The sequence below is a fragment of the Glycomyces buryatensis genome, assembly GCF_004912275.1.
Classification (GTDB): Bacteria; Actinomycetota; Actinomycetes; order Mycobacteriales; family Micromonosporaceae; genus Glycomyces; species Glycomyces buryatensis.
Window position 1 is genome coordinate 1 of the sequence record NZ_STGY01000046.1, and the last position, 20,228, is coordinate 20,228.

A 20,228-nucleotide genomic window follows, 5' to 3' on the forward strand; every position below is an offset into this window, starting at 1 on the left:
AACGTCTTCACCCAGTCCTTCGGGCAGGTCTGCGACAACCGTGACCACATCGGTGAAGGTCCCCAGTCGGGCGTCACCGCCGGCGACCTGTCGCTGGGCAACCTCGACATCTCGGACGCCGCGCACTGGCAGATCTGCGGCCAGAACGTCGGCGTCGCGCCGTCGCTCCACCAGCAGTGCCTCAACTACGACCACGTGACCAACGCGGCTCAGTAGCAGTGCCGGGGCGGGCCGGTCTCCGGTCCGCCCCACCCATCAAGTCATCCACTCTGTCTCAGATTCGGCGTCGCTCGGTGACTCGACCAGCAGTGCGTGAACGCCGACCACATGACCAACGCCGCCGACTAGTGGCGTCGGGGCAGGCCGGATCTCGGCCGCCCCACCATTTCAGAAAGGGAATGCATCATGCGCAAGTACACCGCTGCCGCCGCCGTTGCGGCCGCCGGAATCGCCGTCCTCGGAGCGGCCTCGCCCGCGATGGCCGCCGCCTCCGGCGTCGACGCCGGACCGCTGAGCCTGGTCAACATCGATGCTTCGGACGCCGCCCACTGGCAGATCTGCGGCCAGAACATTCTGACCCAGTCGTACGACCAGAACTGCGACAACCGTGACCACATCGGTGAGGACCAGGGCTCCGGCGTGACCGCGGGCGACGTGTCGGCGCTCAACGTCGACGCCTCGGACGCGGCGCACTGGCAGATCTGCGGCCAGAACGTCCTCGTCCAGTCCTTCGACCAGAACTGCGACAACCGCGACCACATCGGTGACGGTGCGGACTCCGGCGTGACCGCGGGCGACGTGTCGGCGGGCAACCTGGACATCTCGGACGCGGCGCACTGGCAGATCTGCGGCCAGAACGTCGGCGTCGCGCCGTCGCTCAACCAGCAGTGCCTGAACGCCGACCACATCCACGACGGTGGCGACATGCCCGACAAGGGCGCCGACCAGGGCGACTACTGATTCTGAGCTCCATGCTCAGAATGCAGTGAGGTCGAATGATCATGCGTTACAGGAACATTGTCGCGGTCGCCGCGGCAGCAGCCGCCGCCTCGGTGATCCCGGGCGGGACGGCTTCGGCTTCCACACCCGACTGGCTCACGCTGGCCAATGTGGAGACCGGCCAGCCGTCGTTGCTGCCCGAGGTCTGCGGAGCGGGGCCGACAGGATCACTGTCGGACCCGGTCTGCGAAGGCCTGCTCGGTACGGACTCCGAAGACGCCGCCGAAACCTTCGGCGAGTCGATTCCAGAGGCTCCGGCCGGCTACAGCTCGCCGTCAGTGGCGAATCTCGACCTGAGGAACTTTGCGAAGTGGCAGGTCTGCGGCGTCGCCGTGGCGTCCACCGCGGAGGACTTCGACTGCGATAACTCGATCACCGGTGAAGCGGAACCGGTGGAGCCCGCTGGAGGGGTTTCACTGGTCAATGCGGATACGACGGGCGCGTTCAACTGGAGCGTCTGCGGCATCTCCGCCTTCCAGGCCGCGCCCGCGACCGACTGCTGACCTGAGCGCGAAAACCTTCATACCCGTAGTACCCGAAATACCCAAACGGCCGGGACTCCCCAGGAGTCCCGGCCGCCCCCTTTGCTCAGAGGGCCCACTGCTCCCCGGCTCGCAGCCGGATCTCGTCGCGGGGGTTCGAGTCGGGCATCGCGAGGAACACCCTCGTATCGGCGGTGGCCTCCAGCATCAGGTCGTCGACCATGCCGTCTCGCCAGCTCAGGTGGCGCACGGTGACGGCGCCCCGGCAGCGGAGCCCGGACACCTCGCCGTCGGGCCAGGCGCTCGGCAGGGCGGGGAGGAGGTCGATGCGCACCGCGCCCTCGTAGGTCCGGTGGGACTGCACCAGCATCTCGGCGATCGCCGCCGTCGTCCCGAAGTTGCCGTCGATCTGGAACGGCGGGTGGGCGCACAACAGCGAGTTGTAGACGCCTCCATCCGAATAATCCACTTCGGACGTCCGGTGGCCGACCGGAGTCAGGAACTCGCCCAGCAGCCGGTGCGCCCGGTCGCCGTCGCCGAGCCTCGCCCACAGGGCCGTCTTCCACGCCAGCGACCAGCCGGTCCCGGCGTCGCCGCGCACCTCAAGGCTCTTTTTCGCCGCCTCGAGCAGTTCCGGTGAATCGGCGAACGACGCACCCGGGTAGACCCCGTACAGGTGCGAGACGTGCCGGTGGTTGACCTCGGCCTCCTCGCGCTCGGCGGCCCACTCCAGCACGCGGCCATCGGATCCGATCTTCGGCCGGGCCAGGCGCGGCAGGGACTCCTTGATCGCCTTCACGACGGCCAGGTCGTCGCCGTGAATGGTCTCGGCGACCACGTCGGCGGCCTCCAGGATGAACTCGAACAGCTCCCGCACCAGCGCGGTGTCCATCCCGGTGGTCTCGTCGATGGCCGAATTGCCTCCGGGTGTGACGAACTCGTTCTCCGGGCTCGATGCCGGGCTGGTGACCAGGCTTCGGTCCGTTCCCTCGCTGAGCCGGTCGAGCGCGAACCTCGCGGCCCCCAGTGCGATCGGGAAGCGGTCGCCCAGGAACTCCTCGTCGCGGGTGAAGCGCCAGTGCTCGGCCAGGTGCATCGCCAGCCACAGGCCCGCCATCGGCCAGGACTGCCAGCAGGCGCGATCGCCCACCGGGGTGGTGAGTCGCCAGAAGTCAGTGTTGTGGTGGCAGCACCAGCCACCCGCGTCGTAGAGCCGCTTCGCGGTGTCGACTCCGGTGCGCGAGAGGTCCTCCACGAGGTCGAAGAGGGGGCGGTGAAACTCGGGCAGTGAGCACGTCTCGGCCGGCCAGTAGTTCATCTCGACATTGATATTGGTGGTGTAGTCGCAGTTCCACTGCGGGCAGATCTGGTCGTTCCAGATGCCCTGAAGGTTCGCGGCCTGGGTGCCGGGTCGCGAGGAGGCGGCCAGGAGGTAGCGACCGAACTGGAAGGCCAGCACCGGAAGCGACTCGTCGGTCTCGCCCGAGGCGCGGCGCCGCAACCGTTCGTCCACAGGGGCCTGTGGATGACCGGCGGCGGTGCCGAGATCGAGGCTGACGCGGTCCATGACCTCGCGGTGGGCCGCGACGTGGTCCTCGCGGATCGCCTTCCAGCCGTTGGCGGCCGCGTGATGGGCCTCGCGCCGCACGGTCTCCAATTCGGCGGAGGTGTCGGTGCCGCTGCGCAGCGCCAGGAAGACCAGGACCTCCCGGCAGCCGGTGAAGCGGTGTCCGGCCTGGTGCGGGGCGAGTTCGCCGTCGCATCGCAACTGGGCGTTGAGGGCCAGGCCCCTGACCCCGTCCGTGGTCGAGTAGTCCGGTTCGCCGCCGGTGACGCTGACCGGCGCGTGCCCGGTGAAGGACAGCTCGTCGTAGTCGGCCGCGCTGGAGCCGTTCTGGTGCGGCCAGTTGAAGGAGAGCGACAGGTCGAACGGCTCTGAGGCGCTCCACCGCATGACGAGCACGCCGAAGCGGTGGGAGACCAGGGACTCGGAGCGGATCCGTCCCTTGTCGACGGTTGCGATGCCGTCGCGCAGGTCGAGCTCGCGCCGCTCGGGCTCGGCGTGCTCGGAGTGCTCGATGACGAGCGTGCCCGCGGGCTGGTACGCCTGCGTTTCGTCGCCCTGCATGCGCGTCATCAGCTGGTCCGCCTCGTAGTGGTCGCCGCGCCTGACCGCCTCGGCCGCCTGGGCGGCGATCCCGTGGGCGCCTTCGGGAACGGCCCAATCGCCGGTACCGGACCAGAATCCGTCCTCATTGAGGGCGATCCGGTCGCCCACGAGCATTGCCCCGATGCGGCCGTTGCCGATCGGCAGGCCCTCGTGCCAGGCGGTGGGGGCGCCATCGTATGCAAGTTTCAACGCATCCGTCATTCCTATATGATTTCATCCCCCCGACCCAGGGGGCCCATCGGCACCACGGGCTCGGCCCGACTCCCCGCACCCGCCTGGCCCCAACTCGGTGTGACGCCAAGGGGTACAAGCGAAGTTTGCGCAGTACGTCCCCCGGTTCGGGTGCGTTTCGAGCCCTCCCGGTGCGCGGTGGCCGCCGCGCGGTCGCGTAGGTTTTTCGTGTGGTGCTGCAACTCGGCGATGCCGTGCCGCGTGAAATCAATGCCCATCTCGAATCCGGCACATTCGGTCTTCCCCATCTTCACGATCGAACACGGAGAACTCATACGTGGAACTCAAGCGATCCTTCAAACTCGCAGGCGCTCTGGGACTGGCGTCCGCCGCCGGTCTGACCGGCGCCCTCGCCCTCGCCGGCCCGGCCTGGGCCGAGGTCGTCAACATCCCGATCAACCCCGGCAACGTGCCGACCCTGGCCGCGGACTGGGAGCAGAGCTGCGACCAGGTCCCGGATGACAAGGCTGCCTGGGAGGACGGCTGGGTATTCGTGCTTCCTGCCGCCTCAGGGGCCGACGGCAACTTCGAGGCCGTGTACGCGACCTATGAGGACGAGCTCGGCATGACGCACGAACTCAGCACCGAGACCGACGGCGGCGTCGTCGACGGCCAGGGCGACAACAAGGCCTACATCCTCGCCCCGGCCGGGTGGACCCTCGTCGACGCGAGCGCCGACGTGAACGATGCCGACGACGGCGCTCAGTTCAACTTGACGCACGCCTGTGCGGCCACTGCCGAGGTCCCGATCGACGAGGACTCGCCCACGATGCCCGAGGAGTCCAGCCCCGCTCCCAGCGAGGGCGAGGAGTCCCCGACCGGTGAGGCCACCGAATCGACCAGCCCGGCCGGCGAGGAGACGCTGCCGACCACCGGTACGCCCCTGACCGTCGCTCTGGTCTCGGCCGCCGTGCTCGCCGTCGGCGGCACCGCGATGGTCCTGCTCATGCGCCGTCGCCGTGCGGCCCAAGACTGGTAGGTCGCAAACCGGTGGGGGCGTTACCGAACCGTTATGCAACCTCGCGGAGTGCCCCCGCGTTTAGCTGGTGTCTCAGAGATGAGGCGCCGAAACTACCGCCCGCTGCTTGACGGTGCGGTTCTATGTCGGGCCCCCGAAATCCTGCCATCGGGGGCCCGACCTTCGACGCCCCGGAACCGCCCCCCTTGGTTCCGGGGCGTCTTTGCGTCCCCCCATCGGTTTCACCTTCGCCACATTCACGCGTGAGGGCATCTCGCCAAATCGGCTCGGGCGCGATACATTACCGGCAGGTTCAGCGCCGAATCCCGTATAACCTGTCCCCGAGGTGCCAGCTGCCCGGCATCCAATGCACCTTCAACAGGAGATGCCCACGTAATGGCAACTGAAACGAAAGACCGCCCCGCGCCCGGCGCGTTCGACCGGTTCTTCCACTTGTCCGAGAACAAGACCAACTGGAAGCGCGAGATCCTCGCCGGTACCACGACATTCCTGGCGATGGCCTACATCCTGGCCGTCAACCCCGGCATTCTCAGCTTCGGCATCGGCGAGGCGCTCGGCAACGGCGACCCCTTCGCCGCCTTCGCGGCCGGAACCGCCCCCGACCCGGGCGCGATCTTCACCGCGACCGCGCTCGCCGCAGCCCTCGGCTGTCTGGTCATGGGCCTGTGGGCTCGGTACCCGATCGCCCTCGCTCCCGGCATGGGGCTGAACGCGTTCTTCGCCTTCAGCGTCGTCGTCGGCATGGGCATCCCATGGCAGACGGCCCTGTCCGGCACCCTCGTCTCCGGCGTCATCTTCTTCGTCCTCGCCATCACCGGCGTGCGTGAGTACATCATCAACTCGATCCCGACGCAGATGAAGCTCGCGACGGGCGCCGGCATCGGCATGTTCATCGCCTTCGTCGGCCTCCAGGGCGGCGGTCTCGTCCAGGCTGACCCCGCCACCTTCGTCACCCTCGGCGACTTCACCGAAGGCCCGGCGCTGCTGACGCTGTTCGGTCTTATCGTCACCTCCGTGTTCATCGCCCTGGGCTGGAAGGGCGGGGTCTTCTACGGCATGATCCTCACTCTCGGTCTGGGCCTGGCCACCGGCGTCATCTCCTGGGACCTCTCCGAGGTCAGCTCCCCGAACCTCGATGCCTTCGGCGCGGCCTTCACCGGCTTCGACAGCTTCACCACCGGGATGATCATGGTCGTCCTGACGATGCTGTTCGTGGACTTCTTCGACACCGCCGGCACCCTTTTTGCGGTCGCCGGCCAGGCCGGGATGCTCAAGGATGGCAAGCTGCCCCGAGCTGGCCGCGCGCTCGCCTCCGACTCGGTCGCCACGATGGGCGGCGCGATCCTCGGTACCTCCACCACCACCTCGTATGTCGAGTCGACGGCCGGTGTCTCGGTCGGCGGCCGCACCGGGCTGACGGCGGTGACTACGGGTGCCTGGTTCCTGTTGTCGCTGGTGGCCTTCCCGGTGTTCGGCGTCGTCGCCAACAACTCCGAGGTGACCGCTCCGGCGCTCATCATCGTCGGCGTCCTGATGGCCAAGCAGCTCGGCGGCATTGCGTGGGACAAGATGGAGTACGCCATCCCGGCGTTCATCACCGTCATCGCCATGCCGCTGACCTACTCGATCTCCAACGGCATCGCGCTCGGCCTGATCTTCTACCCGGTCGTGATGATCGCGCAGCGCCGCTGGAGGGAAGTCCACCCGCTCATGTACGGCCTGCTGGTGGTCTTCATCTGCTACTTCCTGTTCCTCACCGAATAGGGCATCGCAACCGACTTCTCCGAGCAGAGCAAGACCAATCTGTTCTCAGTCGAAGAGGGAATCACCTCTCTCAACCGAATAGAGCATCACCTCCGTCCTCTCCGAGTAGAGCAGGGCGAACCTGAAGGGGACCTGAACCGCGCAAGTCGGCGGTTCAGGTCCCCTTCAGGTTCATCGAGCTATTTTTAATCCAAGGGGTCCCCCGGGACTACCTGCTTTGGCGTGTCTGCGTTACGCCGCCTTGCGAAGTGCTTCCATGAGTTTCAGGCGCGAGCCGGTGTGCAGGACCGAGCGCTTGTAGAGCGTCGCGCCCAGTGCCAGAGCGCCGGCTGCGGCCACCGCGAGCAGCCCCACCGCGAGCACGACCTGCCAGGCCGGGACCTCCTGGATCGCGATCCGCGTCGGCATCGCGATCGCCGAGAACGGCGGGACGATCGACAGGATCTCCGCGAACAGGCTGCCCGGCGCGTTCAGGATGAAGATCGAGCCCACATAGGCGATCGTCAGCGTCGTGGTCAGCGGCGCCAGCACCGAACCGGCGTCCTCCTGACGCGACACCAGCGAACCGATACCCCCGGCGAGCGTCCCATAGAGCGCGAAGGCGAGCACCCACCAGCCGAGCGTCGACAGCGCCGCCGAGGTCGTCCCCGGCGGGAGCTCGGGCAGCATGCCGGTCGCGGCCGAGACGCCGAGGCCGACGGCGACGATCGCGATCAGGTTCACCGCCGAGATGACGCCGAGCCCGATCACCTTGCCGCCCAGCAGCTGCCAAGGCTTGAGGCTGGTCAGCAGGATCTCCACGATCCGGCTCGACTTCTCCTCGACCACGCCCATCGCGATGTACTGCACCGGCATCATGAGCATGAAGAAGATGAGGATCGAGATGATCAGGCCGGTGAAATAGGCTGTCGGGTCGTTCTCCGCGCCGCCCGCCTGTTCGAAGGTGACCGACTCCAGCGGGGCGACACTCAGCGCGTCCTGGATCTGGGCGGCGTCGAGTCCGGCCTCGGTGAGACTCGTTTCGACGGCGGCACTCTGCCAGACCGATTCGAGGACCGTCTGCTCCTCGTTGCCGACGCCGTCCTGGGAGTAGAGCTTGCCGTCGGCGACCGCCGCGTCGACGTCCTCGTCCTGCACGGCCCGTTCGGCCTCGGCCGCGGAGCCGTAGACGGTCACGTCGTAGTCGCCGATAGCCTCCAGCTGCTGCTGCATCGCCGTCGACTCGGAACCGGCGATGCCGATGGCGGTGGTGTCGTCGCCGCCGGAGAGTATCGCCGGCAGCGCGGCGAGCACGCCCACGATGAGGACGGTGATCGCCATGCTGATGAGGTTGGCCTTGGCCAGGCCGCGCACGCGGATCTCGCGGCCCGCCACCAGCATCAGGCCCCGCAGGCGAGGCGTCTCGGGAGTCTGGGCGCTCATCGGGTCACGGCCTCTCGGAAGATCTCGGCGATGGTGGGCTGGTCGTAGGCGAAGTGGGTGACGCGTCCGGCTGCGGCCGCGATGCGCAGCGCCTCCTGGGAGTCGCCGTCCTCCACGAGGTAGTCGTCGCCGTCGCGGGTCACAGTGCCGGGTAGGGCATCGGTGAGGTCCTCGATGGTCTCGACGCGGATGCGCAGCTCCTTGACCTCGCGGGCCTTGAGGTCCTCGACGCCGCCCGCGGCGATGATCTTCCCGGCGCCGATGATGACGACCGAGTCGCACAGCCGCTCAATGAGGTCGAGCTGGTGGCTGGAGAAGATGACGGGCGCGCCGGCGGCGGCGCGGTCCTTGAGGGCGGTGCCCATGACGTCGACCGCGATCGGGTCGAGCCCGGAGAACGGCTCGTCCAGGATGAGCGCCTCGGGGTCGTGGACCAGCGAGACGGCCAGCTGGACGCGCTGCTGGTTGCCCAGCGACAGGTCCTGGACATTGTCGCCGATGCGATCGGTCAGGTTCAACTGTTCGAGCAGGTCGGCGGTGGACCGCTTCGCGGCGGCCTTGTCCAAGCCGTGGAGTTCACCGAAGTAGGCGATCTGCTCGCCGACCTTCATCTTGGGATACAGCCCCCGTTCCGAAGGCATGTAACCGAACCGCTGGCGCTGCTTGGAGCCGAGCGGCGTCCCGTTGTAGACGATCTCGCCGCTGTCGGAGGCGAGCACGCCCATCGCGATGCGCATGGTGGTGGTCTTGCCGGCGCCGTTGGCGCCCACGAACCCGACCACTTCACCGGGCTTGGCCGACAGCGATACCCCGTCGAGGGCGACGACATCGCCGAACCGCTTGTGGAGGTCCTTGATTTCGAGCATGCCATCACTCTATTGAGGCCAGGCCGTCCATACGTCCCTCCCGGGAAGGATTCGGTCCGGACCCGGATCCTTCCCGAGTACTAGTCGCCTTACTCGGCCCCGATGCGGGCGAAGGGCACCGTGAAGGCGTCGAAGTCCTCCTTCGGCGGTGCTGTATCGCAATATTTCGATACATGTCGGATCTTTGGTACGCTCCTGGGAGTGCTCCCACATCGATAAAGTTCGATGTAATTCTTGGCTTGAGGAGGCCACATGCGCATCAGATATCCCCTGGGCATCGCCGCGGCACTCGCGACGGCGTCCCTCTCGGTCGTCTCGATCCCGGCACTCGCGTCGACCACCGCCCCGGCACAGACCGACCCCGAAACCGAACCCGTGCAGGTCGAATGCCCCGAGGGCGCGACCTGCGACGGCTTCGAGGACCAGACCGGCACCACCCCCGGCGGCGAATGGACCGTCGGCGCCGAGAACTGCACCGGCACCGGTACTGCCACAGTGGACACAGAGGTGGTGAACAGCGGCACCAACTCCATCCGCATCGACGGCGGCGCCACCTACTGCAACCACATCTTCGTCGGCCGGGCCCTGCCCGCCGACGCGCAGTGGTTCCGCGTCTACCTCAACCACGACACCCCGCAGCCCGCTACGCACACCACCATGATCGCCATGCAGGACACCAATGACAACGACACCGACCTGCGCTTCGGGGGCCAGAACAGTGCCCTGCAATGGAACCGCGAATCCGACGACGCCACCCTGCCGGCCCAGAGCCCGGCCGGTGTCGCGCTCAGCCAGGAGCTGCCGGTCGACACGTGGACGTGTGTCGAGTTCCAGGTGACCGGAGGCAATCTGTCGACCTGGGTCGACGGGGAGCTGGTGGAGGGCCTGGTCGTCGACGGCGAACCGACCCCCGATGTCGACCAGCAGTGGCTGTCGAACAGTGGATGGAGTCCGACCCTCTCCGACCTGCGGCTGGGCTGGGAGAGCTACGGCGAGGACGCCGACACGCTCTGGTACGACGACGTGGCCTTCGGGCCCGAGCGGCTGGGCTGTTAAGACTGCCGCCAGCGCATTCAGGGGGCATCGCCCTTCGCGGCAGTGGGTCGCCGGACCTGTTCACTCGTTTCGGATGAGGAACGGGCGCAACAGGTCCGGTACGGACTCGTCCGCGAAGTCCAGGATCTCGTGCTGGTCGGCGTCGATCACCGGGTAGTGTCCCTTGCCCGCGGCGGTGGTGGCGTCCAAGGTCATCAGGCCCATCCGCTTCTGGAACACCGACTGGGTGAGGCGCCAGCCGATGATTCCCGAGCGGTCCAGGTGCACCGTCGCGCGCCGGACACTGCCGCGCCGCGAGACCAGGTGGCCGCGACTATGGCCGTGTCCGAGCGACGCATACGCGTCGAACGCCGCCCACACCGCGAAGGCGCAACCCAGGACGACCGCGAGCGCGACGCCCGCGCCGAGCAGCGCCGGGAGCGACCACACCAGATTGACGGTCACCGCCGCGGCCACAAGGACGATCACGGTCGCCGCGGCCCAGCGCAGGCGCCGATGCAGGGCGGCCCGGGGATGGCCGCGCAGCTCGCAATCGATCGGCCCGATCACCGCCTCCGCGGCGGCCCTCGTCGTCGCCATCGGCGCGGCGGGGACGAGCGTGCTCAGGTCGCTGCCCTCCTGATCGGTCTTCAACCCGATCGCGACGACGTCGAGCCGCCCCGCGCCCGCCGTCCGCACCCCCAGCGGTTCGACGAGCTCCACCCCGCGAATGCGCTGCTCCTCCAAGCTCAGTGACCGCGAGATCATCAGGCCGCGCCGCACCCGCAGCGTCCCACCCACTTCGCGGTCGAGCCGGTGGTTCCACCAGGCCTCGCCCTGCAAGATGAGACTGGCGACCGCGCCGAACAGCAGGAGCCCGGCCAGACCCCCGCCGAGCACCGGCCAGGCGCCGTACTCCTCGACCAGGTTCCCGGTGACCTCGACGGGCAGCCCGCCATTGCCGAACCAGTCCGCCACCTGGAAGACCGCTCCGACGGCCGCGCCCGCCAGCACCGGGGTCAGGAACGACAGCGGCGCGTACTTCAGCCAACCCGGTTTCCAAGTGGCGAGCCGCTGCTCGCCGTCGGCGCCGACCTCGACGGCGCTTCGCCGCAGCAGCTCGGCACGCAGCCGGTCGGCTTCGGCCCGTCCGACCGGGGCCAGCGAAAGCGTCCGCTCATTGGCGGAGCCCGAACCCGAGCCGGTCTCCCCGGTGCCGACCTTGACATTGGCGACCCCGAACATCCGCTCCAGCGGATTGGAGGACAGATCGACCGAGCGAATGCGCTCCCTGGCAAGGGAACGGCGCCGTTTGAACCAGATTCCCGAGATCATTTCGACCCGCGCGTCGGTGACGCGGTAGCGGGTCACCCGCAGTCGGATCGCCTCGAAGGCGACCACGACGGCCACGACCACGGCGGCGCAGGGCACGACCCACGCCAGTGCGATCGGCCAGGACGTCCCCGAGGCGATGCCGACCGCGGTCGGGACACCTCCTGCCACAACGACGCCGAGCATGAGGATCGCCGCCACCTTGAGTCCATTGCGATGCAGCCGCAGCCAGGGTTCCTCCGCCACGGCGGTCGCCTCGGTCGCCTCGGTCGCGGCGGGAGCGTGGTCCGTCGGTTCCTCGGTCATGTCGCATCCCCGGGGGTGGCGTCGGTCAACTGGGTCAGCCGCTCGGCCAGCGCCGAGGCCGTTTCCTGGTCGAGCCCTTCGAGTGTCACCGCGCCCGCGGAAGACGCGGTCGTGACGACCACAGTGGACAGACCGAAGGAGTGTTGGAGCGGGCCCTGCGTGGTGTCGACGGTCTGAATACGTGACATCGGGGCGATCCGCCAAGTGCGCCAGAAGTATCCGGTGAGGGTGTACACGGCGGTGTCGGTGACTTCCCAGCGGTGCACGCGATGCCACCAGACCGGCAGCGTCGCGATGGAGGCCAGGCCGATCACGGCGAGAACGGCGGCCGGGCGGGGGCGATCAAGGCCCCGAGGACGGCCAAGGGGACCACCGGCACGGCGGTGGTGAGGGCCAGTTGGGTTCGCCACCAGGGGCGTACGCGGGGATCGAACTGGTTCTGGGGTGGACGCAGCGTCGTCCTCGAAGCGGTCATGTCCGAAGCGTAGTGAATTGCGCCCGATCGGGCTTCCGACTCGGGGTGGAAATCGTCCGGGTACGCGTCGTACCGAGGTACCGGTCGGCGAACCCGGACCGGTTCTACGGAGCGCTCTCCAAGAGCGTCTTGAGGTTCCGGTGACTCGTCGGCGCGCCCTTCTCGGCCGCGCGGCGCACCATCGGGAGGATGGCCGCGCCGATGCCGACGCTCTCGAAGTCGAGCGTGAACGTCACCTTCGACCGGGTCCCGTCGTCGAGCGGTTCCACGGTGATCGTGGCGTGGGGCCGGATGGCTCCGTCGACGCCCTCGGCCGCCCAGTACCGGGGCGGCTCGTTCGCGGTGATCCGCTGGAGCATGCTGCGTTCCGCACCTATGACGCGGCGGACCGTGGCGAACTCCTCCTCGTCGAGCATGTCGACGCGGACCACGTCGCGCTGCCACTCGGGGAAGTGCGTCGGGTCGGCGGCGAAGGCGAACACCTCCTGCGGAGGCCGGTCGATCTCGATCGTGTTGCTCATCGGCGCCATGATGCGCTCCCCTCAAAGGAAGATTCGGGCCACTCTCCAGCCTCTCACCGATCCGCGCGATTGTCGCCTCCCGGCGGAGGGTTTTCAGAATGTCGCCGCCGGGAACCCTGCCCGGATGCGCCTGCCGCCCGAGGCATGCGCCGCGTAGAAAGGAGACCGCCATGAACCAGCTGCCCGCACGGAGGAACGCGATCGGGGCCGATCCGATGAGCCTCATCGACGACTTCACCGCCTACATGAACCGCATGATGGGCCCGTACTTCTCGCCGCTCGACGCGGGCGAGGGGTCCTGGGCGCCCACGGCCGACGTGACGGAGAACGACGAGGTCTACCACGTCGACATCGACCTGCCCGGGGTCGAGAAGCAGGACATAACGGTCGACATCGAGGGCCAGGACCTCACGGTGAGCGGCACGAGCAAGAAGTTCGACCACGTCGAAGGGGGGACGGCGCGGCGGTCGTCGCGGCGCATCGGCGACTTCGAGTACGCGCTGCGCCTGCCGCACGCGATCGACGCGGACAAGGGCTCGGCCGAATTCAAGGACGGCGTGCTGTGCATGACCCTCCCGAAGACCACGTCTGAGGGACACAAGAAGATCGAGGTCAACTAGCGAAAACGCCCGCGGGAACCGATCCCGCGGGCCCAGTGACTGTCCTCGCCTAGCCGATCGCGTACTCGTCGATCGCGGCCAGCTCCTCGCCGGTGAAGTCGAGATTGTCGAGCGCCGCCACATTGTCCTCCAGCTGCCCCACGCTGCTGGCGCCGATGATGAGGCTGGTCATGCGGTCGTCGCGCAGCGCCCAGGCGAGCGCCATCTGCGCCAACGACTGCCCGCGCTTGCCGGCGATCGCATTGAGGGCGGCGACGCGCTCCAGCTTGACCTCGTCGAGCGCGTCCTCGTTGAGGAACTGGCTGGTGCGCATCCGCGAACCCTCGGGGATGCCCTTCAGATACCGGTCGGTCAGGAGGCCCTGCGCCAGGGGACTGAACGCGATGCAGCCGGCGCCGGCCGCTTCGAGCGCGTCGAGGAGCCCGTCGCGCTCGGTCCAGCGATTGAACATCGAGTAGGACGGCTGGTTGATCAGCAGCGGCGTCCCGAGGTCGGCCAGGATCGCCGCCGCGGCGGCGACCTGCTCGGCCCTGTAGTTCGAGATGCCGACGTACAGCGCCTTGCCCGAGCGCACGATCGCATCGAGCGCGCCCATCGTCTCCTCAAGGGGCGTATCGGGATCGGGCCGGTGGTGGTAGAACACGTCGACGTAGTCCAGGCCCATGCGAGTCAGCGACTGGTCGAGCGAGGAGATCAGGTACTTGCGGGAGCCGAAGTCGCCGTACGGTCCGTCCCACATGTGGTAACCGGCCTTGCTGGAGATGACGAGCTCGTCGCGGTACGGCCGCAGGCCGGCTGCCAGGTGCCGGCCGAAGTTCTCCTCGGCCGAGCCGGGCGGCGGCCCGTAGTTGTTGGCCAGGTCGAAGTGCGTCACGCCCAGGTCGAAGGCGCGGCGCAGGATGTCGCGCTGGCCCTCCAGGTGGCGGGCGTCGCCGAAGTTGTGCCACAGGCCCAGCGAGAGCGCGGGCAGCTTCAAGCCGCTGCGCCCCGAACGCCGGTAGACCATGGATTCGTAGCGGTTCGCGGAGGGAACGTAAGTCACGGCAGAAAGCGTATACCGAGCCCTGCCCGCGGACTAGTGCACAAGGTGAACTTCAGCGGTTATCCCGAGGGAAGCCCAGGGCTTCAGCCCTGGGAGGAACTCGGGGCGATTGCCTGCTCGAAGTCCCGCTGCGCGGGACTTCGAGCCGAGCGTGACGGTGTTCATATCACTCGTTCGGGTCAGGAACGGGCGTTCTTGTCGCACACGTGATCTACCGTTGTCGTCGTGGGTATCCAGGTTGTGCAGATGAAACTGCTGCCGACGCCGGAACAGGCGGCGGCGCTGGCCGCGACGCTGCGTGCGGTCAACGACGCCGCGAACTGGACCTCTCAGACCGCTTTCGCTCACGGGGTGCCGCGCGAGTACGCCCTGCGCCAACACACCTATACATCGCTCAAAGCCGAGCGCGGTCTCGGTTCGCAGGTCGCGCAGTTGGTCATCAAGAAGACCTGCCACGCCTATGCCACCATCGCAGGTTTGATCAAGGCTGGTCGGCTGCAAGGCAAACGCGCGGCGAAGGCGACGGCGAAGCCGGTCACTTTCCGGCCCGATGCGGCGCAGGCGTTCGACGACCGGTGCTTGTCCTGGCAGATGGATGCGCGCACGGTTTCGATCTGGACTGTCCAGGGCCGCAAACGGAACATCGCCTTCACCGGTCACCCCGACCAGTTGAAGACCCTGGAGCGCTATCGCCGTGGTGAATCCGACCTGGTCTGCCGCGACGGCTCCTGGTTCCTGATCGCGGCGGTCGACGTGCCCGACGCCGAGGCGAATGCCGACCCGGTCGATTTCCTCGGCGTGGACATGGGCATCGTCAACATCGCCACCACCTCGGATGGCTACAACCACGCCGGGGCGGGGCTGAGGCGGTACCGCAAGCGCATGGCGAAGGTCCGGGCGGAGTTGCAGGCGAAGGCCACGAAGTCGGCGAAGAAGAAGCTCAAGGCCCGTGCGCGCCGGGAGGCGCGGGCGGTCAAAGACCAGAACCATCGGATCGCGAAGCAGCTCGTTACGTCGGCTGAACGCACCGGTCGCGGCATCGGCATGGAAGATCTTGCCGGTATCCGCGACCGGGTACGGCTCACAGCCGCCCAGCGAGGCGAGCTCAACGCGTGGTCCTTCCACCAACTCCAGACCTTCATCGCCTACAAGGCGAAACGCGCCGGAGTACCGGTCGTCGTGGTCGACGCCCGGAACACCTCGCGCAGATGTCCGCGCTGCGGGCACACGACCAAGGCCAACCGGCCTACTAGAGACCATTTCGCTTGTGTCGGTTGCGGACTCGCTGGGCCCGCCGACCAGGTAGCCGCGGTCAACGTTCGTGACCGCGCACGCAAGACTTGGGCTTTTGTCAGTACGCCTAATGTCGCCGACACGCCGCAGCCAGCGGCGGACACGAGCGACAAGCCCCGGAGTTCAGTCCGGGGTAGTTGACGGAAAGCCGTTCGCGCATACCCGGCGCTTGCCTGCAATTCGGGCGCGGCGAGGACCCCCGATTCAATGGTGCCGCCGGGGTGTGACAGTTCAGGCGTGGGGGTCGAACTTGTAGCCCAGACCGCGCACGGTGACCAGGTGGCGGGGTTTGCCCGGTTCCGGTTCGATCTTGGAGCGGAGGCGCTTGACGTGCACGTCGAGGGTCTTGGTGTCGCCGACATAGTTCGCGCCCCAGACGCGGTCTATGAGCTGGCCCCGGGTGAGCACCCGCCCGGCATTGCGCAGCAGCATCTCCAGCAGCTCGAACTCCTTGAGCGGCAACTGGATGTCGGTGCCCTCAACGGTGACGGTGTGGCGGTCGACGTCCATGCGCACCGGTCCGGCCTCCAGGACCGTCACGATCGGGTCGTCGGGCTCGGCCGAGCGGCGCAGCACCGCACGTATGCGGGCGACGAGCTCGCGCGAGGAGTAGGGCTTGGTGATGTAGTCGTCGGCCCCCAGCTCCAGACCCACCACCTTGTCGACCTCGGAGTCGCGGGCGGTGACCATGATGATCGGGACGTTCGAGTTCGCCCGCAGCTCACGGCACACCTCGGTGCCCGACTTCTCCGGAAGCATCAAGTCCAGCAGGACCACGTCCGCTCCGGCGCGCTCGTACTCCTTGATGGCCGCGTCGCCGTCGGCGGCCACCGACACCTCGAAGCCCTCCTTGCGGAGCATGTAGGACAGGGCGTCGGAGAACGATTCCTCGTCTTCGACTACGAGTACGCGGGTCACGGGTCAACCTTCCCTAGCAAACAACGTCTTCAGTTGTTCCGATTTCATCCGAGTCCGGTGCCGCGGTGTCGGACGGAAGGGAACGTGCAGGCAACATCAAGGTAAACACTGACCCGGCTTCCGGCATACTGGACACTTCGACTCGGCCCCCGTGATTCACGGCGGTGTGCTTGACGATCGCCAGTCCCAGGCCGGTTCCGCCCGTCGCACGCGAGCGCGCCGCGTCGATCCGGTAGAACCGTTCGAAGATCCGGTCCAGCTCATCGGCGGCGATGCCGATGCCCTGGTCCCTCACGGCGATGCAGATCGTCTCGGACTTCGCCACCGATCCCTCGGGCCGGCACACCGACACGGTCACTTCGACGGAGGTGCCCTCAGGTGAATACGCGATGGCGTTGCCCACGAGGTTCTTCACCGCCGTCACCAGCTGCGTGTCGTTGCCGAGCACCTCGGCGCCGGTGACGCCCATTGATTTGAGCTCGATGCCCTTCTTCTCGGCGGTGATCCGGGTCTGGTCGAACGCCTCGTTGATGATCCGGTCGACCGACACCGGCTCCGGGTCCGGCAGCTTCTCGGCCCCTTGCAGCCGCGACAGCTCCAAAAGGTCGGTGACCAGGTGGTTCATGCGTGCCGACTCGGTCTGGATGCGGTCGGCGAACCTCGCCGACGCGTCCGGGTCCTCGGCCGCGTCCTTGAGCGCCTCGGCCAGGATCTGCATGGCCCCGACCGGGGTCTTCAGTTCGTGGCTGATGTTCGCGACGAAGTCGCGCCGCACCCGTTCGACGCGGTGCAGCTCGGAGATGTCCTGGAACTCCGCCACGGCCATCCCGTCGGCCAACGGGGTGATGCGGGCGCTCACCGCGCTCGGCTCGCCCATGCTCGGATTGTTCGCCACCTCGAGCTCGGCGAGGCGGAAGCGTCCCGAGCGCCTGGCCTGCGCGAGCAGGGCCCGCAGCGTCAGCGACGTGATCTCGTCCTCGTTCACCAGCCCCAGGGAGCGGGCCGCGTCATTGGCGTACAGGACCCGGTTGTCGTCGTCCACCAGGCACACGCCGGTGCGCAACAGGTCGATCGCGGCCTCCCAAGGCCGCCGGTCGCTGGGCACATTCGCTCCGATCTTGGGCGCGGTGCGCGCCCTGCGGTTGTTTCCCCGCGCGAACGCGGACGCCGCGGCCGCGAGGGCCACGCCGGCCGCCACGCCCGTGATGACCCGTGCCGCGCCCTTGCGCAGGCCTCGGCGTTGAGGAGTCGAATCGTTGTTCGCCACATTCCCAGCCTAAGCGTGAAACGGCCCGGCGTCGAACGCCGGGCCGGACTAGGGGGTGTCTGGTGATCACTCTCCGTTCACCTGCGACGGAAATGTACTGGTGGGGCTACGGAAGACCTCCACGTCCGTGGAGAGTAGGACAGGTGAACCGCGGCATTATTCGATCGGTACTCGGCAATACGCCAGTGGGGCTACTTTTTGCCCTGGGCGGCGACGGCCGCGGCGGCCTCGGCGGCGGCCTCGGGGTCGAGGTACTCGCCACCGGTCACGATCGGCTTGAGCGTTTCTTCGTCCAGCTCGTAGCGCAGCGGCATGCCCGTGGGGATGTTCAGCTTGACGATCGCCTCGTCCGTCATCCCGTCGAGGTGCTTGACCAGGGCCCGCAGCGAGTTGCCGTGCGCGGCGACCAGCACGGTCCGCCCGGCCTTCAGGTCGGGGACGATGCCGTCGTACCAGTACGGGAGCATCCGTTCGAGGACGTCCTTGAGGCACTCGGTGCCCGGGCGGACCTCGGGGGCGAGATCGGCGTAGCGCGGGTCGCCGTCCTGGGAGAACTCCGAGCCGGGCTCGATGGCGGGCGGCGGCACGTCGTACGAGCGGCGCCAGGTCGTGAACTGCTCCTCGCCGAACTCGGCGAGCGTCTCGGCCTTGTTCTTGCCCTGCAGCGCACCGTAGTGGCGCTCGTTGAGACGCCAGGAGCGCTTGACCGGGATCCAGGACCGGCCGGCCTCGGCCAGCGCCAGCTCGGAGGTGTTGATGGCGCGGCGCAGCAGCGAGGTGTGCACGACGTCCGGGAGCAGTCCGGCCTCGTCCAGCAGGCGGCCGCCGCGGCGGGCCTCGTCCTCACCGGAGGCCGACAGCTTGACGTCGACCCAGCCGGTGAAGAGGTTCTTGGCGTTCCATTCGCTTTCGCCGTGGCGAAGCAGCACGAGCGTGTAAGTCATGCCCCTATCCTGCCGTGCCCCCATTCGGAGATGCGACCCGTCAACGAACAGGTGTGTCCGAGGTCGCCCTCTCACAGAAGGCACCGCCCACCGGTGAGAAGCCCCGCGGAGCGGCGAAGCCCGAAGGTGGTTCAGGTTCACTACCCTGCGCCCAGGGCCAAAGGTCAACTCCCTGTTCGGAGGTCCCCATGGGATTCGAAGTCTTCTACAAGCCGGTTCACCGGGACCATCCGATCGTGCCCGAGACCTCCGCGGAGTTGATCGCCGCGATCGAGGCGATGGCCTCGGCCGGCAACCTGGCCTGCGATTTCGCCAGGATCTTCTACCAGGACGAGGAGTTCGTGTCGGCGCTGTGCGTCGGAGCTGACGCGGTTCGAGGTCTCGGCGCGGTGCAGTTCAGCTCATCGGTCGAGGACCTGTACAGCCAGGGCGACGCGACCTCCGAACACGCGGTGTTCTACACGGAGTTCGGTATGACGAGGTTCTTCCCACGCGACTCGGAAGTGCCACTGGATTCGGTGACGGCCGTCCTCAAGGGGTATTTCGAAGCTCCCGGACGCCGCCCGACTGCAATCGAATGGCAGCAGTGGGAGGACAATGAGGAGTAGATCGCAATGCCCATAGAGGATGCCTCGCGAGAGGATCTGGAGGCGACCGCCCGTGTGGTCATCGACCGGTTGCGGGAAGTGGGCGTTCATGCGTTCAGGGAGATCGCGCATGGGGGGTTCGGCGCAGAGCCCGGAGTTGAGGTTCGGATCGATTCGCAGGACGATGCGGGACGCGGGGTTTACCTGGAGTGGAATCTGGGAGCCGAGATCCACAATGCGAGGGTCGAGGCCATGCTGGCGCAGCGGTTTGATGACCCGATCATCTGGGATTCCGGTGCGGAGCAGGCCGCGAAGACCGACGAGGTCGCCGCGATCCTTGAGCGGGCCGGGGTCCGGACGGAAGACCCTGAGAACGATTTTGCCCCGTTCGCTCTGCGGGTCGTCAGCGTCTGATGAGCGACGCGCCGCCGCCGAGGGCCATGGGGTTCTATGCGCTCACGGAGAAGCGCATGGTCAAGGCGGCGGTCTTTCTCCGTGGTGATGAAGGTGTGACCTTGGAAGTGCTCGATGAGCGCTGGGAATCATTGGCGCGCAAGTACTTCACCGAAGGCATCCTGTCGTACCGGCTGGGAGTCATTGTGACGCCGGCTCAGCCTGCGGAGTTCATGGCGGCTCTGACCGAGCCTCGAAATATGACCTACTACGCGTTCCGCCGCGAACAGTAGAAGAGGCGCGCTTCCTGGTTGGGAAGCGCGCCTTGGGCTTGCGGGGTTCGGGAGGCTTGGGTCAGGCCTTGATGGCGGTGACCAGGCCGGTCCAGTCTTCGCGGGTGACGAGCAGGTGTTTGAAGCTGCCGTCGGGGGTCGGGAGTTTGGTGTCGCCGACCGCGACTGCCGATCCGTCAACCGCCGCCGCGACGCAGTTCCCGTTGCCTGAGCTGTCGCTCCGGGTGCTCTTGCGGAACCGCTCTCGTTGCCACCTGGTGGCTTGCCGTTCGGTGCGTTCGATCATCGT

At 67.6% G+C, this 20,228-nt stretch carries 21 protein-coding genes and 1 pseudogene; 11 read left to right on the forward strand and 11 right to left on the reverse strand.

Annotated features, from left to right (window positions below):
• The 3 genes from FAB82_RS27080 to FAB82_RS12015 form a co-directional block, all read left to right on the forward strand.
• Positions 1 to 216: hypothetical protein (locus FAB82_RS27080; protein ID WP_168801563.1), on the forward strand; the 216-nt coding region annotated here is incomplete at its 5' end.
• 189 nt (positions 217 to 405) lie between these two features.
• Positions 406 to 960, forward strand: coding sequence for a hypothetical protein (locus FAB82_RS12010; RefSeq protein ID WP_136534787.1), 555 nt, complete (start codon positions 406 to 408; stop codon positions 958 to 960).
• Between the two features lie 41 nt (positions 961 to 1,001).
• A complete protein-coding gene (locus FAB82_RS12015) occupies positions 1,002 to 1,502 on the forward strand; it encodes a hypothetical protein (RefSeq protein ID WP_136534788.1) in 501 nt (166 codons plus the stop codon).
• An 85-nt stretch (positions 1,503 to 1,587) separates the two neighbouring features.
• Here FAB82_RS12015 and FAB82_RS12020 read toward each other — a convergent pair whose 3' ends face one another.
• Positions 1,588 to 3,840: a glycosyl hydrolase family 95 catalytic domain-containing protein gene (locus tag FAB82_RS12020; protein ID WP_168801564.1), complete on the reverse strand. Its 2,253-nt coding sequence runs from the start codon at positions 3,838 to 3,840 to the stop codon at positions 1,588 to 1,590.
• A 319-nt stretch (positions 3,841 to 4,159) separates the two neighbouring features.
• Here FAB82_RS12020 and FAB82_RS12025 point away from each other — a divergent pair, with 319 nt between their 5' ends.
• Complete coding sequence (locus tag FAB82_RS12025) at positions 4,160 to 4,861, forward strand: hypothetical protein (protein ID WP_136534790.1); 702 nt, start codon at positions 4,160 to 4,162, stop codon at positions 4,859 to 4,861.
• A 375-nt stretch (positions 4,862 to 5,236) separates the two neighbouring features.
• Positions 5,237 to 6,625 carry an NCS2 family permease gene (locus FAB82_RS12030; protein ID WP_136534791.1) on the forward strand — a complete coding sequence of 463 codons (1,389 nt, stop codon included), beginning with the start codon at positions 5,237 to 5,239 and terminating at the stop codon, positions 6,623 to 6,625.
• Between the two features lie 231 nt (positions 6,626 to 6,856).
• Here FAB82_RS12030 and FAB82_RS12035 read toward each other — a convergent pair whose 3' ends face one another.
• Positions 6,857 to 8,047, reverse strand: a complete 1,191-nt coding sequence (locus FAB82_RS12035) for an ABC transporter permease (RefSeq protein WP_136534792.1) — start codon at positions 8,045 to 8,047, stop codon at positions 6,857 to 6,859.
• Positions 8,044 to 8,913, reverse strand: coding sequence for an ABC transporter ATP-binding protein (locus tag FAB82_RS12040; RefSeq protein WP_136534793.1), 870 nt, complete (start codon positions 8,911 to 8,913; stop codon positions 8,044 to 8,046). Before FAB82_RS12040 ends, FAB82_RS12035 begins: the two co-directional genes overlap by 4 nt.
• A 252-nt stretch (positions 8,914 to 9,165) precedes the next feature.
• On the opposite strand from FAB82_RS12040, the gene FAB82_RS12045 reads away from it, so the two are divergent.
• Positions 9,166 to 9,969, forward strand: coding sequence for a hydrolase (locus tag FAB82_RS12045; protein WP_136534794.1), 804 nt, complete (start codon positions 9,166 to 9,168; stop codon positions 9,967 to 9,969).
• A 60-nt stretch (positions 9,970 to 10,029) separates the two neighbouring features.
• Here FAB82_RS12045 and FAB82_RS12050 read toward each other — a convergent pair whose 3' ends face one another.
• From FAB82_RS12050 to FAB82_RS12060, 3 genes and pseudogenes are all read right to left on the reverse strand, one after another.
• On the reverse strand, positions 10,030 to 11,586 hold the full coding sequence (locus FAB82_RS12050; RefSeq protein ID WP_136534795.1) for a PH domain-containing protein: 1,557 nt from the start codon (positions 11,584 to 11,586) through the stop codon (positions 10,030 to 10,032).
• A pseudogene (locus FAB82_RS27985) lies at positions 11,583 to 12,061 on the reverse strand (PH domain-containing protein). The gene FAB82_RS12050 and the pseudogene FAB82_RS27985 overlap by 4 nt, the downstream one beginning before the upstream one ends.
• A 104-nt stretch (positions 12,062 to 12,165) precedes the next feature.
• Positions 12,166 to 12,582, reverse strand: a complete 417-nt coding sequence (locus tag FAB82_RS12060; protein ID WP_168801565.1) for an SRPBCC family protein — start codon at positions 12,580 to 12,582, stop codon at positions 12,166 to 12,168.
• A gap of 170 nt (positions 12,583 to 12,752) precedes the next feature.
• On the opposite strand from FAB82_RS12060, the gene FAB82_RS12065 reads away from it, so the two are divergent.
• Positions 12,753 to 13,202, forward strand: coding sequence for an Hsp20/alpha crystallin family protein (locus tag FAB82_RS12065; protein WP_168801566.1), 450 nt, complete (start codon positions 12,753 to 12,755; stop codon positions 13,200 to 13,202).
• A gap of 49 nt (positions 13,203 to 13,251) precedes the next feature.
• Here FAB82_RS12065 and mgrA read toward each other — a convergent pair whose 3' ends face one another.
• Positions 13,252 to 14,244 carry an L-glyceraldehyde 3-phosphate reductase gene (gene mgrA / locus FAB82_RS12070; protein ID WP_136534798.1) on the reverse strand — a complete coding sequence of 331 codons (993 nt, stop codon included), beginning with the start codon at positions 14,242 to 14,244 and terminating at the stop codon, positions 13,252 to 13,254.
• A 225-nt stretch (positions 14,245 to 14,469) separates the two neighbouring features.
• On the opposite strand from mgrA, the gene FAB82_RS12075 reads away from it, so the two are divergent.
• Positions 14,470 to 15,678, forward strand: a complete 1,209-nt coding sequence (locus FAB82_RS12075) for an RNA-guided endonuclease InsQ/TnpB family protein (protein ID WP_211116550.1) — start codon at positions 14,470 to 14,472, stop codon at positions 15,676 to 15,678.
• A gap of 90 nt (positions 15,679 to 15,768) precedes the next feature.
• Here the strand turns inward: FAB82_RS12075 and FAB82_RS12080 are convergent, their stop codons facing one another.
• From FAB82_RS12080 to FAB82_RS12090, 3 genes are all read right to left on the reverse strand, one after another.
• Complete coding sequence (locus tag FAB82_RS12080; protein WP_136534799.1) at positions 15,769 to 16,455, reverse strand: response regulator transcription factor; 687 nt, start codon at positions 16,453 to 16,455, stop codon at positions 15,769 to 15,771.
• Between the two features lie 13 nt (positions 16,456 to 16,468).
• Entirely contained in the window at positions 16,469 to 17,722 is a 1,254-nt protein-coding gene (locus FAB82_RS12085) for a sensor histidine kinase (protein ID WP_211116551.1), read from the reverse strand.
• A gap of 191 nt (positions 17,723 to 17,913) precedes the next feature.
• Entirely contained in the window at positions 17,914 to 18,666 is a 753-nt protein-coding gene (locus tag FAB82_RS12090) for a phosphoglyceromutase (RefSeq protein WP_136534800.1), read from the reverse strand.
• Between the two features lie 188 nt (positions 18,667 to 18,854).
• Between FAB82_RS12090 and FAB82_RS12095 the strand changes: the two genes are divergently transcribed.
• From FAB82_RS12095 to FAB82_RS12105, 3 genes are read left to right on the forward strand one after another with little or no spacing between them, the layout of a single operon-like run.
• Positions 18,855 to 19,274, forward strand: a complete 420-nt coding sequence (locus FAB82_RS12095) for an Imm1 family immunity protein (protein ID WP_136534801.1) — start codon at positions 18,855 to 18,857, stop codon at positions 19,272 to 19,274.
• Between the two features lie 54 nt (positions 19,275 to 19,328).
• Positions 19,329 to 19,667, forward strand: a complete 339-nt coding sequence (locus tag FAB82_RS12100; RefSeq protein WP_136534802.1) for a hypothetical protein — start codon at positions 19,329 to 19,331, stop codon at positions 19,665 to 19,667.
• A complete protein-coding gene (locus FAB82_RS12105) occupies positions 19,667 to 19,939 on the forward strand; it encodes a hypothetical protein (protein ID WP_136534803.1) in 273 nt (90 codons plus the stop codon). Before FAB82_RS12100 ends, FAB82_RS12105 begins: the two co-directional genes overlap by 1 nt.
• A gap of 61 nt (positions 19,940 to 20,000) precedes the next feature.
• Here the strand turns inward: FAB82_RS12105 and FAB82_RS12110 are convergent, their stop codons facing one another.
• On the reverse strand, positions 20,001 to 20,225 hold the full coding sequence (locus FAB82_RS12110; RefSeq protein ID WP_136534804.1) for a DUF397 domain-containing protein: 225 nt from the start codon (positions 20,223 to 20,225) through the stop codon (positions 20,001 to 20,003).
• Between the last annotated feature and the right edge of the window lie 3 nt (positions 20,226 to 20,228).

Excerpts from the sequence above, each read along its gene's own strand:
- FAB82_RS12095 (WP_136534801.1), top strand. The coding sequence starts at position 18,855 with ATGGGATTCGAAGTCTTCTACAAGCCGGTTCACCGGGACCATCCGATC.
- FAB82_RS12030 (WP_136534791.1), top strand. The coding sequence starts at position 5,237 with ATGGCAACTGAAACGAAAGACCGCCCCGCGCCCGGCGCGTTCGACCGG.
- FAB82_RS12050 (WP_136534795.1), bottom strand. The coding sequence starts at position 11,586 with ATGACCGAGGAACCGACGGACCACGCTCCCGCCGCGACCGAGGCGACC.
- FAB82_RS12040 (WP_136534793.1), bottom strand. The coding sequence starts at position 8,913 with ATGCTCGAAATCAAGGACCTCCACAAGCGGTTCGGCGATGTCGTCGCC.
- FAB82_RS12060 (WP_168801565.1), bottom strand. The coding sequence starts at position 12,582 with ATGAGCAACACGATCGAGATCGACCGGCCTCCGCAGGAGGTGTTCGCC.
- FAB82_RS12010 (WP_136534787.1), top strand. The coding sequence starts at position 406 with ATGCGCAAGTACACCGCTGCCGCCGCCGTTGCGGCCGCCGGAATCGCC.
- FAB82_RS12065 (WP_168801566.1), top strand. The coding sequence starts at position 12,753 with ATGAACCAGCTGCCCGCACGGAGGAACGCGATCGGGGCCGATCCGATG.
- FAB82_RS12105 (WP_136534803.1), top strand. The coding sequence starts at position 19,667 with ATGAGCGACGCGCCGCCGCCGAGGGCCATGGGGTTCTATGCGCTCACG.
- FAB82_RS12035 (WP_136534792.1), bottom strand. The coding sequence starts at position 8,047 with ATGAGCGCCCAGACTCCCGAGACGCCTCGCCTGCGGGGCCTGATGCTG.
- FAB82_RS12110 (WP_136534804.1), bottom strand. The coding sequence starts at position 20,225 with ATGATCGAACGCACCGAACGGCAAGCCACCAGGTGGCAACGAGAGCGG.
- FAB82_RS12015 (WP_136534788.1), top strand. The coding sequence starts at position 1,002 with ATGCGTTACAGGAACATTGTCGCGGTCGCCGCGGCAGCAGCCGCCGCC.
- FAB82_RS12090 (WP_136534800.1), bottom strand. The coding sequence starts at position 18,666 with ATGACTTACACGCTCGTGCTGCTTCGCCACGGCGAAAGCGAATGGAAC.
- FAB82_RS12045 (WP_136534794.1), top strand. The coding sequence starts at position 9,166 with ATGCGCATCAGATATCCCCTGGGCATCGCCGCGGCACTCGCGACGGCG.